This is a genomic window from Brasilonema sp. UFV-L1 (genome assembly GCF_012912105.1).
Taxonomy (GTDB): Bacteria; Cyanobacteriota; Cyanobacteriia; order Cyanobacteriales; family Nostocaceae; genus Brasilonema.
Map to the genome: position 1 here is coordinate 22,777 of NZ_QMEA01000035.1, position 17,633 is coordinate 40,409.

The following is a 17,633-nucleotide window of genomic DNA, read 5'->3' on the forward strand; positions in this document are numbered from 1 at the left end:
CCCTTAAGCATAACTGCCAAAGCTCTTGCTGCTTTGAGGGTAACTTTGGCGAAACCGTCTCCCCAAATTTTCGATTTGAGGCACACTGAGGTACTGTTGCTCTTTTTAACATCTTTGAGAGCAACTCCATATTAAACTCTTCCATACCTCTTTAGAAGTAAACTGAACTGATATGGACTTAAAAATGGTGTTATTTGACCTGTTTGATTGGTAAATTGTGATCACAGGGATAATAGACTAGCTAAGGCACTTGTCTTGAAATAAAATCCCAACCGTCAAATCTAGCTCCTTCGTCACGGGGTCATGTACGTAAAAAATCTGGCAGCCCCCTTAGAAGGGGTACTCGTCTTTACGGGTGTACTCTCGGGAAAAAGGTCAAGCCTTATTACTACGAATATCTGTCTGCCCTCACGAATCAACCCTCACATTGGCTTGACCTTTTTCTTGTCCCAAGTGCGACGGAACACTAATCAACAAAACATTCAGCGTTAGTGCAGCGCCCCTTTTGAGGCTAGCCTGCCGTTAGGCTAGTCGGCTGCTTCATTTTCTAGGGGACAAGTGCGTGGACAATGCCTCACCAAAGCGAAGCACATAAAACACGGCAGGGATTTTATTTTTACGGTCCCTGAACAAAGAAGTTAACACTAGTAAACACGAGGAGAGCTACTCATATGCTTGAGTGGATATTCGGCAGATAACACAGGTGAGATAAAAGCTATATATGACAATATATAATTTATAAGATACTAGCAAAATTAATATTTTATAATTGCTGCTATCATCTATTGTTAAATCTAAATTCTTTATATATTATTAGGTGTAACTTACTTATGGGTTCTACGATGAATCGTCTGTCTATTTTTGTAGACGGAAACAATATGTTCTATGCTCAACAAAAAAATGGCTGGTTTTTTGATCCACGAAGAGTTTTAGAATATTTCAGACACGAACAATCAGATACAACATTGATCAATGCTTTTTGGTACACTGGCTTAAAAGACCTGCAGGACCAGAGAGGATTTCGAGATGCTTTAATTAGTTTAGGTTATACGGTAAGGACGAAAATTTTAAAAGAATATTATGATGATTCGTCCGGTCGTTACTCACAAAAAGCTAATTTAGATATAGAAATTGTTGTAGATATGTTTAATACAGTCGATCAGTACGACCGAGTTGTTTTATTTAGCGGAGATGGAGATTTTGAAAGAGCAATAGAACTGTTACGGGGAAAAAATACTCATATAACAGTAGTATCAACAGAAGGAATGATAGCCAGGGAACTACGTAATGCTACTGATAGGTATATAGATTTAAATGATATTCGAGATCAAATAGAGAAAGTAGATTCTCAAATGCCTTAACAAATATTTACAAAAGGAATCGCAAAAAACTCAGGTAGAAGGTATTTTTAGTCACAAGTCAAAACTCAACAACCAAGCCGCAAATGAACACGACACAACAGAGAATCATCATCTTTGACACAACACTTCGAGACGGTGAGCAATGTCCGGGAGCAACACTGAATATAGATGAAAAACTGACTATTGCGAAGCAACTGGCGCGTCTGGGTGTGGATATAATTGAAGCAGGCTTTGCCTTTGCCAGTCCTGGAGATTTTGAGGCTGTGACTAAGATTGCCCAACTTGTGGGGACAGAAGATGGTCCTGTTATTTGTAGTTTGGCAAGAGCGCGACAAGAAGATATTCAAGCTGCAGCCCAAGCAATCAAGCCAGCTGCAAAAGGGAGAATTCATACTTTTATTGCAACAAGCGATATTCACCTCAAGTACAAACTGAAAAAGACAAAATCAGAAGTCTTGGCAATTGCTGAAGAAATGGTGGGTTATGCCAAAAGTTTTACGAATGATGTAGAATTTTCTCCAGAAGATGCAGGACGCTCTGAGCCAGAATTTCTTTATCAAGTTTTAGAGCGAGCGATCGCAGCCGGAGCAACCACAGTTAATATTCCTGATACTGTAGGCTATACCACACCTGGTGAATTTGGGGCGCTCATTAAAGGGATTAAAGAAAACGTTCCGAACATTGATAAAGCGATTATTTCTGTTCATGGACATAACGATTTAGGCTTGGCAGTCGCTAACTTCTTAGAAGCTGTGAAAAATGGTGCAAGACAGTTAGAATGTACTATCAACGGTATTGGTGAACGTGCAGGAAATGCAGCATTAGAAGAATTAGTGATGGCTTTGCATGTCCGACGGCAATATTTCAACCCCTTTTTAGGACGTGCAATTGATTCAGAAGAACCTTTAACACAAATTGACACAAGACAAATTTACAAAACATCTCGTCTTGTTTCTAACTTAACAGGAATGCTTGTTCAACCAAATAAAGCAATTGTGGGTGCGAACGCATTTGCTCATGAGTCTGGAATTCATCAAGATGGTGTGCTAAAAAATAAGCTCACCTATGAAATTATGGATGCCCAACTCGTTGGATTGACAGAAAATCAAATTGTCTTGGGCAAACATTCAGGAAGAAATGCTTTTCGTACTCGTTTGAGAGAATTGGGATATGAACTAACAGAAACTGAATTAAATAAAGCGTTCGTTAAGTTCAAAGAAGTCGCGGATAAAAAGAAAGAAATTTCTGATTGGGACTTAGAAGCAATTGTTATTGATGAAATCCAACAAGCCCCCGATTTATTCCGTGTAGAATTAGTGCAAGTTTCCTGCGGTAGCAATGCTCGTCCCACTGCAACGGTTACACTCCGGACTCCAGAAGGCGAAGAATTAATCGATGCAGCTATTGGTACAGGACCAGTGGATGCAGTTTACAAAGCCATCAACCGTGTTGTCAACGTACCCAATCAGTTAATTGAGTTTTCTGTACAGTCAGTGACAGCAGGTATTGATGCCATTGGTGAAGTGACTATCCGTCTCAAGCATGAAGGTAGAGTGTTTTCTGGTCATGCAGCAAACACAGATATCATCGTAGCATCCGCTCAAGCCTACGTAAATGCACTGAATAGGCTGTATGCATCTTTGCAAAATAAACAACAGCAACAGCAAGTTGCTGTAAATAAGTAAATAATTAGTTATTAGTAATTCGTAATTACTATTTGAATCAGTAATTACGAATGACTATGACTAATGTAGAGACCGTACAGTACAGTCTCTACAGTTGTGTATTGCTATAACTATCAATTATGAATTAGCTTTGGCGGTCTCAAAATCAGTATTTGCTGCGATTTGCTCCCAAACATCTAACTCAGCAGTTAAAGACTTAATTTTCTTGCGAAACTTATTATAAGCGTACTTTCCAAGCACCAAGCGTAGTGGTGGATTTTTAGAATTCACAACTTGGATCAGGGCTTGTGCAGCTTTGTCTGGATCACCAGGCTGGCTTCCCTCTATCTTGTCAAGAAACTGGAGAAACTTGCCTACGGTTTTTTGGTAGTCATCTATACTTGTTTCGGCTCGGTCAAGGGAACGCCCGATAAAATCAGTACGGAAAGGACCAGGCTCAACAATTGTTACTTTTATACCAAGAGGCGCGACTTCACCATATACTGCTTCCGAAACTCCTTCTAAAGCGAATTTCGCACCACCGTAGATAGAAAAGCCGAGTTCATTAGAAAAACCCGCAATTGCAGACATATTGAGAATATGTCCTGATTTTTGCTGTCGCATGATTGGTAGGACAGCCCGTATCGTATTAATTGCACCAAAAAGGTTAGTCTCAAAGTTACGCCGGATTTGCTCATCACTGACTTCCTCAAGGGCACCAATCAAACCGTAGCCAGCATTGTTGACAAGAACATCAATGCGTCCAAAAGCTTCCAGGGTGTCATCCACGGCTGCTTTAACTTCCAATTGGTTAGTAACGTCCAAGCGAACGGCTTTAGCACTTTCCGGGTATTTGTTGATAAGTTCATTCAATTGTTCTGGCTTTCGGGCTGTGGCGACAAGGGAATCACCATGCGCAAGTACAGCTTCTGCTAGAGAACGTCCGAACCCAGTTGAACTACCTGTAATCAACCAAACTTTTTTGTTGTTATTAGACATTGTAAATCTATTTCTCTGTGTTCTTTGTATTTGTGATGATTTATTTAACGAGGTTCATCCTGAACAAAAGAGAAAGGTTGAGGTTCTCTTAAACGCTTTTCGATTTGTTCGCGTCGATATTTAGCAAGTTCTTGGTAAATTTTCTTCCGAGCTAAATTTACGCTACCAATCGGTTCGTGTTCAGGTAAAGTATGCCAAGGATTGAAAGATAGACCTTCATCCAATCGCTTTCGCTCTTCAAAATCAAACTTTTGGCTAGGAATCCTGATAGTAGCCACTTTGATAAAAGGTGAATCTTCTTCTCTCCACTCCTGCATTGGATCTTCAATTGAAGTTTTTTCTTCATCTACATAAAGCTGAACGAGAAAATCAAAAATGGCTTCTTTACCTTCATCAGTCAGAGATTTGACCACTGCTTCACGTAGATAATTATCAGAGTCGGGTACTGAGTCGGGAACCGCTTCTATTTGTTGAGGTTTGACAGAGAGTTTGATAGCTTGGGAGCCTAATTTGTAAGGTGTTGTACTCCAATATTGGATAAAAAGCGGATTACTGATTTTTTTACTGGTCATTTTCTGGAGTATTGCAAAAGAAGGCTGCATGGCTTGTGCTAATTCTGGGTCAGCTTGTCCACTTGCTACTTTGGCAAGGTCAACATAACCTTTAACATCTCGTAGGAAAAAGACTGGATGATTGATGAGAATAAAATCCTGGGTTTTCTCTTCATCCTCAAGAACTTTTTCGCCCTCAACGTTCAGCAATTTTATTGCCAAGCCGCGAACATCAGGTTCTTTATCTGGTTTGAATTGACCCCGTTTTTCTGCTTCTCCACCATTGGAAAAACGAACCCAGATGGGATAGGTTTGAGGTGCAGAAAATACACCAACTTTTAGTGCATCAGGAATGTTATTCTCAACTATAAATTCTCCCCAAACTAAACCGTGACTTTTCGGGTGTACCTGGCGTAAATCTGGTCCCTTTTCTTGCTGAGTTTTTAGATTAGCTGCTAAGACTTCATCAGTAATTGTCTCTTGCTCAGAAGCAGATAATTTTGAAATGGTCATAGTTTTATCCTCTTTTACTTAATAAAAAAGGTGGGCACTACCCACCTACATAAAAAATTACCAAGGAATTGGTTTGCGCGAATTAAAGAAACCACCTGTTGGACCATCTTCTGGAAGCGTAGCAAGCCATACAGGAGTGTCAGCACCTTCCTCTATTGTTCCTGGTGCATCTGCACTACCCATGTCTGTCTGCACCCAACCGGGGCAAGCAGAATTTACCTTGATTGGTGTATCAGCCAATTCTTTAGAAAACTGAACTGTGATTTCATTGAGTGCTGCTTTAGTTGCTTGATAAGCTAGCCCTTTAAACCCAAAATAGTGTGAGTTCGGGTCAAGGGTGTCAGTCAGGGAACCAAGAGTACTCGACATATTCACAACGCGACCAGCATTGCTTTTGCGAATCAAAGGTAGCGTTGCTTGTAGAACTGCAAAAGCACCGAAGAAATTTGTCTCAAATGTCTGTTTTAAAACATTGATATCAAGGTCGCTCGGATTCACACCCGAATCAAGTATAATGCCTGCATTGTTGACTAAAATGTCGAGTTTACCAAAATTTTCCTCAATCTTTTTGGCAGCAGTGGCGATAGAAGAGATATCTGTTACATCAAGTTTGATGGATTGCACATCAAGCCCTTCAGCTTGTAATTTCTCTGCAGCTTCAGCACCTTTAGATTCATCACGGGCACCTATTAGGACAGTAATTTCTTGTTTTGCAAGTTGGCGGCTGATTTCAAAACCAAGTCCTTTGTTTGCACCGGTCACTAGAGCAATTTTTTTGTTATTTCCTGACATAGTTTTCTCCTCATTTTCTGTTCAGATATTGAACTTATGCAGCCTCAAACAAATCTCGATTATTTCTCACAAATTCACGAAACATTATTGGTTTTTCTCCGATAATTTGCGGGATATTGTCATAAACATCGGCAAAGTCAGGAAGTTGTCCCGCTTGAAACAGTTCCATCTGACGAACAATGCACTCAAAATAAGCAGGTTCCATTGCTTGAGTGAGGGGTAGCTTTCGCAAATCCGAGGCGGGTAGTGGTTCGTAGGTGATGAGTTTGCCGAGTTCTTCTGAAAGAATTTGTGCAGCTTCCGTCATAGTCAGCGCTTCCACACTCAAGAAATATCGCCCTCCCGCGTGCTTTTGCGGGTTACGTAGCGCGGCTGCAGCAACACGAGCAAGGTCATAACAATCCACCAATCCTACACGTTCATGACCAAAGAACATACGAAGTTTACCATCTTGCACTGCACCAAAAAAGTTTTGCATGAATGCGTTGGGATGCAAGTGAGTCCAAGCGATACCACTTGCTTCGATGTACGTTTCTATCAGTTGATGCCAGATATAATGGCGAATGAGTTTCGTTTGTGGACGATTTGGTTGGTGGAAGGTGCCAACGTGAACGATATATTCAACGCCCGCGTTTTTAGCAGCATCAGTCAGGTTTTTGCCCTGGCTAAGCATATCCACGGTGTAACCAGTAATCATAAACAGGCGCTGTACACCTTGCAGTGCGCTTTCATAAGTTGAGAGGTCATCAAGATCAAGATGTACAGTCGAAATACCACGTTTTGTGAAAGTTTCAGCTTGTTCAGGTTTGCGAATTGCAACCCGAATCTCAAGGTTGTCTGGACCGTTATCTTTTTCCAACAAGTTAACTAAGTGAGAACCTGTTCTGCCAGTAGCACCGAGAATCAAGGCAACAGGTTGAGATTGACTCATGGAATGTTTTCCTCAGTTCTTTTGTGTTGTAGGTGGGACGACAGTACCCACCTCAGCATTTATCCTCCTATTGCACCTACCTCAGCTCCCTCAAATGCAGTATTAACAGCAACTTCTTTCCATGCATATAATTCGGCTTTCACTGACTCAAGCTTGGCATCAATCGCGCTAACCGCATCTGCCCCAAGTGTCAATCTCAATGGTGGGTTATCGCTTTCAACAGCTTGAATCATCGCCAGAGCAGCTTTTTTCGGGTCGCCTGGTTGCTTGCCATCATTATCCTGTAGCCACTGGCGGAAACTACTAATGACTGGTTCATAGTCTGCAATTTGAGTGTCAGATAGGACAAGAGAACGACCGTTAAAATCTGTACGAAATGCTCCTGGCTCAACAATTGTAACTTTGATGCCAAGGTGTGCAACTTCCTGAGCTAATGCCTCGGAAATTCCTTCGAGTGCAAATTTAGTACTACAATAAATTCCTGCTCCAGGAAAGGACACAAAGCCACCTACTGAGGAGAAATTGAGGATGTGTCCACTGCGTTGCTGTCGCAGATGAGGTAATACTGCCCGTGTGACATCCAGTGCGCCGAAAACGTTAGTTTCAAATTGGCGGCGAACGACTTCATCACTCAGTTCTTCAATTGCGCCCATCGTTCCGTATCCGGCATTGTTGACTAAAACATCAATGCGTCCAAAGGTGGCGATCGCCTGCTTCACCGCCTCCCTCACCTCCTCAGGTTTCGTCACATCCAACCGCACCGCTAAGGCACGATTTGGAAACTTGGCTGTTAAATCTTCTACCTGCTCCGGTTTACGTGCGGTGAGTACCACTGTCTCACCCTTGTCCAGTACTGCTTCTGCTAACGTCCGACCAAAACCAGTTGAGCTACCAGTAATAAACCATACCCGATGAGAAGAACTTGCCATAAAAATTCTCTATTTTTAAAAGCGTAAGTATTCTACGGAATCTCAGCAACTGTAATCTTGCACATTCTTGCGAAATCTATTCCATTCTTGTTCACATTTGAGTTTCTTTGGTGTTCAAAATTTGAGCTATTCTACAAATGCTCTCTTCAAGCTGTTGCTCTGTTAGTTCACCGTAACCAAAGATAAACTCACCTTGAGAATGCGGTCTGAGATCATGAGGTGCAGCAGACATCATGCAGATACCATGCAAAGCAGCACGCCTTATAATCTCTTCATCGCTAAAAGGGGTGTGTAGTCGCACCATGACATGGATTCCGGCTTTTTCGCCTAAAATCGTTGCTTTTTCCCCAAAATGAACATTTAATGCCTTCACAAGGGCTTGACGACGCCGATCGTAAAGCGATCGCATTTTTCTAATATGACGTTCTAAATGCCCTTGGTTGAGAAAGTCTGTAAGAACTTGTTGTTCTAGTATTGGTAAGTGGCGTAGACGCGAAGCGGCTTGTCGTCAGACATCGCTCAACCATTTACCACGAGCAAAAACAGAAACCAAACTTTTTGGCAGAACCAAATAACCAATCCGCAGCGAAGGAAACAGCACTTTGGAAAACGTACCAATATAAAGTACAGAATCACTGCGATCCAATCCTTGCAAAGCTGGAATAGGTCTGTCACCATAGCGATATTCACTATCATAGTCGTCTTCGATGATGAAAGCTCCTGTTTGTCGTGCCCAAGTGAGTAATTCTAACCGTCGAGGTAGAGAAAGTATTGCACCTGTGGGGAACTGGTGAGAAGGTGTCACATAAACAAGCCGGATTTGTTCATTGGAATAGTGAGCTAAGTCTTTCACAACTAAACCAGACTCATCCACAGCAATAGGTAAGAGTTTAGCACCCTGAGTCTGAAAGATAAGCCGTGCGCTTAAGTAACCTGGGTCTTCTAAACCGATAACATTATTAGGTTCAATGAACAAGCGCACAATTAAATCAAGTGCTTGCTGCATACCATTGACAATTAGCACTTGGTCTGCTTCACATTTAACAGCGCGGGAACGAGAGAGATATCGAGAAATAGCTTCCCGCAAAGGTTTGTATCCTAGAATATCCCTTGAGTAATCAAGCCATTGCAAATCAGAGCAACAGTAATGAGAAAGTAGCTTACGCCACAGGTTGAGAGGAAACTCGTCTAACGCTGGTCGTCCGTAGCGGAAGTTAATTGGCATTTCCGGTTCAGCAATTCTAGGGACATCTTCTGTCTTAATTAAAGAATCACCATACTGAGACAACTTGATTGGTGGACGAGCTATTTTCCCAGTTGATGGAATAGGTGTTGAACGTAGTAAATCATCAGGAAGTTGAGTGCAAACAAAAGTACCAGAACCGACAACAGTTTCTATGTAGCCCTCACTCAAAAGTTGATCATAAGTTTGAGTCACAGTCGTGCGAGAAATCCCTAAAGATTTGGCAAGCTGACGTGTGGAAGGAATGCGTCTTCCTGGCGATAATCTTCCGCCAAGAATGCAGTAGCGGAGTTCTTCGTAAAGCTGTTGATGAAGTGGTGAAGGCGAATTGCTATCCAGCGTTATCGCAAAATCCATACTTGCTGAGCTTTCAAAGTGGACTTATATCAAATCATAAAAGTGGCTCTTGTAGAAGACCACTTTGAAGAATTACGCTAATGTTGTTGAAATTCAAAGTCCCCAAAAATGCTGATAGAACAACAAATCACTATCAGAGAAGCTACTTCACAAGAAGACTCACTGATTGCAAAGCACTTTTGCCATATGTGGCAAGATATGGGTGTTCCTGATAATGCTATCAATCCTAACTGGCTTGAGATAACTCTCCAGTATATAGAACAGGCGCGTCGGGATTTGTTTTACAAAGCCTTTGTGGCAGAAGTTGATGGTGCAGTTGTTGGTTGTGCAAGTTGTCAACTCTACGCAGGTTTATACCCTAATGTTCTCATGCCACATTACCGTAAATATGGATATATTTGGGGCGTTTACGTTGAGCCAGCTTATCGTAGACAAGGAATTGCCAAGCAACTCACTAGCATGACGGTTAACCATTTGAAAGCAGTGGGTTGTACACAAATACGTCTCAATGCCTCTCCATTAGGTAAACCAGTCTATGAAAGTCTTGGTTTTTTCAGTGGTAATGGCATGCAGTTGGATTTGTGAAGATGAAAATTGCTATTAGAGAAGCGACTCAACAGGAAGACTCACTTATTGCAAAGCACTTTTATCATATGTCGAAAGATATTGGTGTTCCTGATGATGCTATTAACTCTGATTGGGTTGATATTATCCTTCAGTTTATAGAGCAGGCTCGTCAGAATTTATTTTACAAAGCATTTGTGGCAGAGGTTGATGGTGCAATTGTTGGTTCTGCAAGTTGTCAACTCTATACAGTCAAAGGTCTTTACCCAAATATTCTCAAGAAACAATTTCGCAAAACTGGTTACATTTGGGGCGTTTATGTCGAACCATCTTACCGCAGGCAAGGCATTGCCAAGCAATTAATTAGCACGACGGTTAACTATTTGAAAGAAATTGGTTGTACGCGAGTACGTCTTGACGCCTCTGCAATGGGTAAACCAGTTTATGAAAGTCTTGGTTTTTTCAGTGGTAATGCTATGCAATTGGACTTAATTGATACTGCTTTTATACCGTAAATTAGCGTTTTAAAAAACCGCAGAGGCGAGGACACTTGTGTGCGGGGGTTCTCCAACGCCAGACGTCTCTGTCGGGAAACCAACGCCAGATACCTACGGAGGGAGAACGCCAGGTGCTACAACGGGGGGAACCCCCGCAACGCACTGGCTCCCCTCATCAAGTACTGGCTCCTCCTGCAGCGCTGGCTCCCGTTGAGCAATGTGTCCGTTGCAGAGTACGCAGAGGAGGAAACAGAGAGTAGATGTAATTAAAAGCACCGAAGGTAGTAATACTTCTTTGTAGCAAGAATCGAGGCGCACAGGCAAGATGTCCATCCCATAAAAGAATCGCAATTGGAGTACAAAACTATGAGTACCTTAAATAATCAAATCAACCAGGAACAGTTCACTCCCACACAACGCACCTCAATTAAGCGAGTTTCTCAGCGCGGTCATTATGAGCGTCAGCTTATCTATGAGATTTTAGATGAAGGGTTGATTTGTCATGTGGGATTTGTTGTAGACAACCAACCGTTCGTGATTCCAACTGCTTACGGTCGTGTGGAAGACAAACTCTATATTCACGGTTCTCCTGCAAGCCGAATGTTACGTTCTCTGCTTACTGGTATCGAAGTTTGTGTAACAGTCACTTTACTAGATGGTTTAGTACTGGCGCGGTCAGCGTTTCACCACTCTATGAACTACCGTTCTGTTGTGATATTTGGTACAGCTAGCTTCGTGCAAGACGCTGACGAAAAGCTAGAAGCACTGCGAGCTTTTACTGAGCATATTGTACCAGAACGATGGGCTGAGGTACGTCCACCCAATCGTCAGGAATTACAGGGAACTTTAGTACTTTCCCTTCCGATTACAGAAGCATCTGCTAAAGTGCGGACAGGTCCACCACTAGATGATGAGGAAGATTATAGCTTGCCAGTGTGGGCGGGTGTTTTGCCTTTGCAAGTGATTGCTGGTGATGCGATCTGCGCTTCGCAGCAGCGCTTCGCTATCGCCGATCCACGCCTGCATACAGGAATTACTCAACCACATTATATACAAAATTATACACGTCTTCCTGTGGAGTCTGAGTAGCAGTCAATACTGTAGGCGAAAATAAGGCTTGTTTTGCTTATACCAAGTTGCATTCATACAGGTAATCTTCTTTTTTCTTCCTTAGCGCTCTTAGCGCCAAGGGCGCACGCTACGAAGAGCGCGTCTATGTCCTATGCCTGCGGCACGCTAAGAGCGAACGGACACGCTGCGCTAACGTGGTTCGTTTATGAAATTATCTCTTTGAACGCAACGCGCGTATTAATTTGTCACCAGTCGTTCATGTCCAATCGGACAACAGACATCTGGGTATCGATAATCTGGCGTCTTATCAAGCGAGAGAATAACAGGCGTTCTGGATAAACCAGCGCTTACGATGATCAGATTTCTTCTGTGAAGAATTTCCCTAATTATTTTATGTTTTCGCCAAAGTCAGATGCTGCTTCCTCAACTCCGGCATTCAGTGCTTGGTACGCTGTTTCGTAACAGCCGAACAGGCATGAGTCAAAGTCGGCGATGGGGAATAGGTTGCGCTCTAATACATTATGGATGGCGATACGCTTTTAGCGTCTGCGCTTTGCGCAATCGCATAAGAATATTTCCCTGCGGGAAGCCCTCAAAATCAGTCTTTCAGACAGTACTAGACAACAAAAAGTCCTGAACCGCCTCGACAATAGCTGTTGGATATTCCTCATGCATTCCCAATGAACCAGGAAGAACGACTTTTTGTACTTTGCTTAAAGCTGTCAAAGCATCCATTTCTGCACGGGATTTGGAAGGACTGGACTCTCCAATCACGACTTTCAATGGTACAGATAAACCTTGAACAAGTGCTAGAAAATCAGCTTGGTTATCTACAGCATCAAGGGTACCAGTGACAAACGCAGCGGGAGCATATCTTGCCCCACTTTGTTGAGTATTGCGCCATTTATACTCGATGAAGTCGGGGGTGAGTATAGCCGCATCAGCATAGACATGGCGACGATACATAAGCTTGAGAAAAGAAGGTAAAGTATTTAGTTTGTAAAGAATTTGACCAATAAAAGGCGATCGCACTAACTCTCGAAACATGCCTCTGATTTGCGGATTTACCCCCATGACACGCAGAGGACCACGCCAGGTAGGAGCTACCAAGACTATACGTGAAAATACTGTTGGAAGTTGATTCGCCAGTTGTAGAACGTAAGCTGCACTATGACCAGCCGCAACCACTGCTACTGGTGTTTTTAATACAGATGTGACAAAATCTTTCAGAAATTGCTGATACAAAGCTGGACCGTAGTTTACTGGTAAGCGTGAAGATTGCCCAAAACCAGGCCAATCGACTGCTACAACTTGAAAATGAGGAGAAAGCAACTTACCTATTTCACCCATTTCTGAACGCATGGAAACGGTACTAAAAGCTGGAAGTAGCAAAAGTTGTGGACCTTTTCCAAGAGTTTCATAGACAATACGTAATTGCTGGTTTTCGTACTTCCAGAAATATTCTTGAATCACTCCACCAATCTCACTCTTGGAAGATGCAGATAATAAGTTGGTTGACATAGTAATATATTTTCTTATTAGATTTGGCTATTTCAGTTCTCTTATTAGTCAACAGTCTAGAGTCCATAGTCTGAAAATTCATCGTTTTTTCCTCTCGACTATCGACTACTGACTATTAACTAAGCGCGATTTGCGGACGAGTGAAATGCAAAACTTCAGTCTCAAAGCCTAGTATGGTAACACTTTTTTACTTTTGTTCGCGTCGCCTTATGCCTGGAGGAAAGATTCTGACAGATGATTCTGCTATTTTATGTTAGTCATTAGCAATTAACTGAAATTCCAAAGCTTTCTTTTGCATTGTTTTAAAAATATTGTAAAACCCATTAGCTCGCGAAGGTGTGAGGCTGACATTTAAACCAGTCTCTTGAATAAAATCTGGGGTCAATTGCACTATTTCACTGGGGGTTAGTCCATTTAACCCTTCGACTAAAAGCCCTACTAATCCTTTAGTTAATTGAGAATCTGAGTCACCTTGGAAGATGACTTTACCGTCTTCCAAAGTTGCTGTGATATAAACTTGAGAAACACAGCCAGAAACTTTGTTTTCTGGTAATTTGTCAGCTTCTGGAAACTCCTTGAGTCGCTGACCGTACCAGATCAGCTGTTCGTAACGTCTCTTTGGGTCAGAAGACCGTTGAAAGCGTTGAACGATTTTAGCTAAATTTGGTGGCAAGGAATCAATGGTAGAGGTCATAACAGAGGTAGGAACTATGAATCCACATCATCTTGAGTGTACCTCTTTGCGCAGAAGTCTTGCATTTGAAGATATAGCAATCCGGAATCATTAGTCAGAAAATACTGAGTTTTAGAAACCCGGTATCTTCCAGATACCAGGTTTCTTTATCTGACGAATCATTTAGTAGGATTGCTATAGATGGTAGTGCTTAACCATTACTAACCAACAATCAGTATTACCAAGTTGGATCGCCAAACAAGTTAATAGTCAATTCCTGACATCCTGGTGGTACTGCTGTAATGCAAGCGCGGATGGTGTTTCCATCCTCAACTTCCACACTGCAAGCGTGACACGACCCCATAAGACAACCGGTGGGAATAAACACCCCAGCTCGATCTGCCACGTCCAGCAGTGGTTCTCCCACTTTGGCATCAACTGTAACATCATCTGGTAAGAAGCGGACGTGAACAGTCATGAAAACGACCTCAAGACAAAAAGGATGTTAAGTCTAAATGATGTTCAACTTCAGTGGCAACAGAGTCTAAAATATGCTCTCTTTGTTCGCGGTAATTGGCAACGCCTGTAGGTAAAGATTTTAAACCCCGCTGTTGACGTAGGCGATTTAACCAAGCGCGTCTCCAAGGACCGTTGTCGAAAATACCGTGGAGATAACTACCCCAAACTGATAAGCAACGATCCACTAAACCTAAATTAGCATCATCAAACAGAGTATGGTAGTTTTCGGTCTCTGTTGGAGGAATTTCTATACGCGATCGCCCTTGGTGGATTTCAAATCCGATGACGGGTAAGCCTGTTTGTGGATAATGTGAGGTCACTTGGCGCTGACGAGCGATTTTCTGTCCTGTGATCACGGTTTTTATGGGTAACAACCCTAGTCCTTGATATCTACCAGCTTGTCCTTCAATCCCCTCTGGATCGGCTATCATCTGACCTAATATTTGATAGCCACCACAAATCCCCAATACTGTACCACCTGCTGCTGCGTAGTGTTGAATTGCTTCTGCCATACCGCTTTTTTGCAGCATTATCAAATCAGGAATTGTCGTTTTTGTACCAGGAATAATCAGTGCGTCAGGATGTCCCAATTCTTGCTTAGGGCTTATGTATTTTACCGAAATTGTCGGTTCTGATTCTAGTGGGTCAAAGTCGGTAAAGTTGGAAATTCTGGGTAAACGGATGACACTGATGTTGAGTTCAGTTTGTAATTTTTGTGTTCCACGTTCCAAAAGGTCAAGGGAATCTTCTGCAGGGAATATCTGTTCCAAGTAAGGGATAACACCAATAACTGGAATACCAGTGCGTTCTTCCAACCATCTTATTCCTGATTCTAAGAGCGATCGCTGTCCACGGAATTTGTTAATCACTATACCGCGAATCAAAGCACGTTCATCTGGCTCCAGTAACTCCAGAGTTCCTATGACATGGGCAAAAGCACCACCTCTGTCAATATCAACAACCAATAGAGTTGATGCATTTAAGTATTTTGCCACCCGCATGTTAGTTAAATCTCGGTGCTTAATGTTAATCTCAGCAGGACTACCAGCACCTTCGCAAACCAGCATATCAAATTCTGTACTCAAATGCTGTAGAGATTCTTCAATCGCCCGCCACCCTAGTTCAAAATATTGTTCATAGTACTCTGCTGCGCCGACTTTACCCACAGGTTTTCCCTTGATAATGACTTGAGAGGTCATATCTCCTTGTGGTTTGAGTAAAATCGGGTTCATTTCTACCCAAGGAACAACTCCCGCAGCCCAAGCTTGTACTGCTTGGGCGTAGCCAATTTCTCCACCATTAGCAGTCACATAAGCATTTAAAGCCATATTTTGACCTTTGAAGGGAGCCACTCGCCAGCCACGTCGCGACAAGATACGACAAATAGCTGCGGTTAATAGTGATTTCCCTGCGTGGGATGTTGTTCCCACTATCATAATTGCTTTCATAAGGCTTTCATAATCAAATATTTGTTTTTCCAGCTTGGGTCTGTTCATTCAAATGGCGAAATGAGTCATGAGTTTTCGGACCATGAACTCCTGACTAGGACTAAAAAATCAAGATTTCACCCATTAAATCACATCACTATGATTAGGACTTCATAAACTGAGTTGAAACTTTCGTATTGATTGTTCCGATACTTTTTTGCTAACAAATACTAACAAATACAAAAGTTAAGATTCTCTCTTAACCAAGGCGTATCAACCAATGCACGGAGAAATATTCCCCGCGCACCATTTAAATCTCTGTCCATCTTCAACAAGGTGGATGGAGATTTAATTGTTTCAGACCCGCCTAAATTCTTGATTACTTCACCTGTCCAACTCACTGTTTTGGACGTATATGCTTCCGATACATCAAGCACTATCTTGTTATTCTCAAACGCTTTATGTTTAATGAATAACTTGAACTGATAATGACTTAATGTCAGCATTTGGCGAACAGACTTGGAACGTATTCTTCTTTTTGCTTTCCTAGACATGTTGGATGTTTCAAAAGTAGGAAGTAGAATCACGTCAAAGCTATCAATCAAAAACTTCGCTACTTTTTTGTGCAATTCATCTACGAGGGATTTTATTTTTCCACGCAGACGAGTTGCAGCCATTTTTAATCTTTTCTTCCGGGAACATTTAGCTTTGGATATCTTGCCAATTAATTTATCCAATTTAAAGCAGAGCTTTTGGATTTTTAAATTAGCAGCTTCACCCAACCAGCCAAATGAATCCTCACTAAAGAAGGTTAAAAATGTTCTAATTCCAGGGTCTAAAGCCACGACGCGCCCTTGGTTCTCGGTTTCGCGTCGTGGACTTTCCACGGGGACGGACAAATAGTAATCGCCGTAAGCTAATACCAATCTGCAATCCCCGAAGCTCGTTGGCAAGTCCTCTTTGTAGACGACTTTACCTAAAATGGTGTGATATATCCCCGCATCTTTTACAGCAGATTTAGGGATGTAACAAGATTGAACCGGGTCTTTCCTGGAGCGAAATCTACATCTACTAATACCGCCACCATCTTTATACTTTCTCTTTGCATTCTTGACTGCGGTGCAAGCATCTTTAACCGCAATTGATTTGATTTGATAAGGTACTTCGCTACACCAATCAGGCAAAGAATGCAAAATACCGGTTTTGATTTCTTTCCAATTGGCTTTCGTGTTTGGTTGTTGCAAGTAACGAATAGTTTCGTTGTAAACAAACCTGGAAACACCAAACCATTTTTTAAGAATCGTTTTCTGTGCTGGACTCAGTTTTAGATAAATCTTCTTTGATTTTTTGACTATATTTACGGAGTCCGTGCATCCTGCATGAAAAGACGTGAAGGATGGAGAGTAAATCTTGGGTAAGTTCTGAGTTTGGGCAGTATACAGTTTTGTCGAGAACCACGATTTGTCCACCGTTTTGTTCGACCATGTATTGTATAAGTTCAAACCCAAACCTGCACAATCTGTCGCGACAGGCAACAATAAGCGTGAACTTATCTCCTCGCAAAAGCCGTTCCAGTATGGTACGCAATCCTTTGCGCTTAAAGTTGAGTCCCGACCCGATGTCTTTGATGATTTCTGCTTCTGGGTAGAGAGATTGCATGTAGACAACTTGTCGATTGAGGTCGTCTCGCTGTTTTGAGGATGAGACTCGGCAGTAACAAATAGTGGAGCCATCTCCGTGCCCAGAGCAGCGCCTTGCGGGGGTTCCCCCCGTTGTGGCGACTGCGGAGGGTTCCCCCCGTTGAGGAGAGTGGCGTGCAGATCTAATTGAGTCGCCTCGCACATACGATTCAACGTCGTAGAGTCTTTGCCCCGCCGCGTTTTTGATGCTCTTGATTTTCCCTTCATCAGCGTACTTCCTCAAAGTGTTCGGACTCAAACCCAGAAACTCGACCGCCTTTCTGAGTGGTATGTATGCCATGAACATTTACTAGCTTTTACTAATAAATGGTAGCAAATAAA

Annotated in this window: 16 protein-coding genes and 1 pseudogene; 5 read left to right on the top strand and 12 right to left on the bottom strand. The window is 42.3% G+C overall.

The features are described from left to right. Window positions 1–830 precede the first annotated feature (830 nt). The gene (locus tag DP117_RS12555; RefSeq protein WP_169218640.1) at window positions 831–1,361 is read left to right on the top strand and encodes an NYN domain-containing protein; all 531 of its coding nucleotides are present in this window, start codon (window positions 831–833) and stop codon (window positions 1,359–1,361) included. An 83-nt stretch (window positions 1,362–1,444) separates the two neighbouring features. Next, window positions 1,445–3,046 carry a 2-isopropylmalate synthase gene (locus DP117_RS12560; RefSeq protein ID WP_169218641.1) on the top strand — a complete coding sequence of 534 codons (1,602 nt, stop codon included), beginning with the start codon at window positions 1,445–1,447 and terminating at the stop codon, window positions 3,044–3,046. A gap of 117 nt (window positions 3,047–3,163) precedes the next feature. On the opposite strand, the gene DP117_RS12565 is transcribed toward DP117_RS12560, so the two are convergent. From DP117_RS12565 to DP117_RS12590, 6 genes and pseudogenes are all read right to left on the bottom strand, one after another. Further along, a complete protein-coding gene (locus tag DP117_RS12565; RefSeq protein ID WP_169218642.1) occupies window positions 3,164–4,024 on the bottom strand; it encodes an oxidoreductase in 861 nt (286 codons plus the stop codon). Window positions 4,025–4,068: 44 nt separating this feature from the next. Beyond that, a complete protein-coding gene (locus DP117_RS12570; protein WP_169218643.1) occupies window positions 4,069–5,088 on the bottom strand; it encodes a catalase family protein in 1,020 nt (339 codons plus the stop codon). Between the two features lie 57 nt (window positions 5,089–5,145). Continuing rightward, the gene (locus DP117_RS12575; RefSeq protein WP_169218644.1) at window positions 5,146–5,880 is read right to left on the bottom strand and encodes an SDR family oxidoreductase; all 735 of its coding nucleotides are present in this window, start codon (window positions 5,878–5,880) and stop codon (window positions 5,146–5,148) included. Window positions 5,881–5,914: 34 nt separating this feature from the next. Continuing rightward, complete coding sequence (locus DP117_RS12580; RefSeq protein WP_169218645.1) at window positions 5,915–6,811, bottom strand: NmrA family NAD(P)-binding protein; 897 nt, start codon at window positions 6,809–6,811, stop codon at window positions 5,915–5,917. 59 nt (window positions 6,812–6,870) lie between these two features. Then, window positions 6,871–7,740, bottom strand: coding sequence for an oxidoreductase (locus DP117_RS12585; RefSeq protein WP_169218646.1), 870 nt, complete (start codon window positions 7,738–7,740; stop codon window positions 6,871–6,873). 91 nt (window positions 7,741–7,831) lie between these two features. Further along, window positions 7,832–9,340 (bottom strand): annotated as a pseudogene (locus DP117_RS12590) (PLP-dependent aminotransferase family protein). A gap of 108 nt (window positions 9,341–9,448) precedes the next feature. On the opposite strand from DP117_RS12590, the gene DP117_RS12595 reads away from it, so the two are divergent. The 3 genes from DP117_RS12595 (at window position 9,449) to DP117_RS12605 (ending at window position 11,490) form a co-directional block, all read left to right on the top strand. After that, a complete protein-coding gene (locus tag DP117_RS12595; protein ID WP_169218647.1) occupies window positions 9,449–9,925 on the top strand; it encodes a GNAT family N-acetyltransferase in 477 nt (158 codons plus the stop codon). A 2-nt stretch (window positions 9,926–9,927) separates the two neighbouring features. Beyond that, window positions 9,928–10,419, top strand: a complete 492-nt coding sequence (locus tag DP117_RS12600; protein WP_169218648.1) for a GNAT family N-acetyltransferase — start codon at window positions 9,928–9,930, stop codon at window positions 10,417–10,419. Between the two features lie 348 nt (window positions 10,420–10,767). Beyond that, a complete protein-coding gene (locus tag DP117_RS12605) occupies window positions 10,768–11,490 on the top strand; it encodes a pyridoxamine 5'-phosphate oxidase family protein (RefSeq protein WP_169218649.1) in 723 nt (240 codons plus the stop codon). A 588-nt stretch (window positions 11,491–12,078) separates the two neighbouring features. Here the strand turns inward: DP117_RS12605 and DP117_RS12610 are convergent. From DP117_RS12610 to DP117_RS12635, 6 genes are all read right to left on the bottom strand, one after another. Next, window positions 12,079–12,993, bottom strand: coding sequence for an alpha/beta hydrolase (locus DP117_RS12610; protein WP_169218650.1), 915 nt, complete (start codon window positions 12,991–12,993; stop codon window positions 12,079–12,081). 253 nt (window positions 12,994–13,246) lie between these two features. Beyond that, window positions 13,247–13,687, bottom strand: a complete 441-nt coding sequence (locus DP117_RS12615) for a SufE family protein (RefSeq protein WP_169218651.1) — start codon at window positions 13,685–13,687, stop codon at window positions 13,247–13,249. Between the two features lie 217 nt (window positions 13,688–13,904). Beyond that, a complete protein-coding gene (locus tag DP117_RS12620) occupies window positions 13,905–14,144 on the bottom strand; it encodes a 2Fe-2S iron-sulfur cluster-binding protein (RefSeq protein ID WP_169218652.1) in 240 nt (79 codons plus the stop codon). Window positions 14,145–14,154: 10 nt separating this feature from the next. Further along, the gene (gene cobQ, locus DP117_RS12625; protein ID WP_169218653.1) at window positions 14,155–15,633 is read right to left on the bottom strand and encodes a cobyric acid synthase CobQ; all 1,479 of its coding nucleotides are present in this window, start codon (window positions 15,631–15,633) and stop codon (window positions 14,155–14,157) included. A gap of 209 nt (window positions 15,634–15,842) precedes the next feature. After that, the gene (locus DP117_RS12630; RefSeq protein WP_339381219.1) at window positions 15,843–17,021 is read right to left on the bottom strand and encodes a transposase; all 1,179 of its coding nucleotides are present in this window, start codon (window positions 17,019–17,021) and stop codon (window positions 15,843–15,845) included. After that, window positions 16,906–17,592 carry an IS607 family transposase gene (locus DP117_RS12635; RefSeq protein ID WP_169218654.1) on the bottom strand — a complete coding sequence of 229 codons (687 nt, stop codon included), beginning with the start codon at window positions 17,590–17,592 and terminating at the stop codon, window positions 16,906–16,908. Before DP117_RS12635 ends, DP117_RS12630 begins: the two co-directional genes overlap by 116 nt. Window positions 17,593–17,633 lie beyond the last annotated feature (41 nt).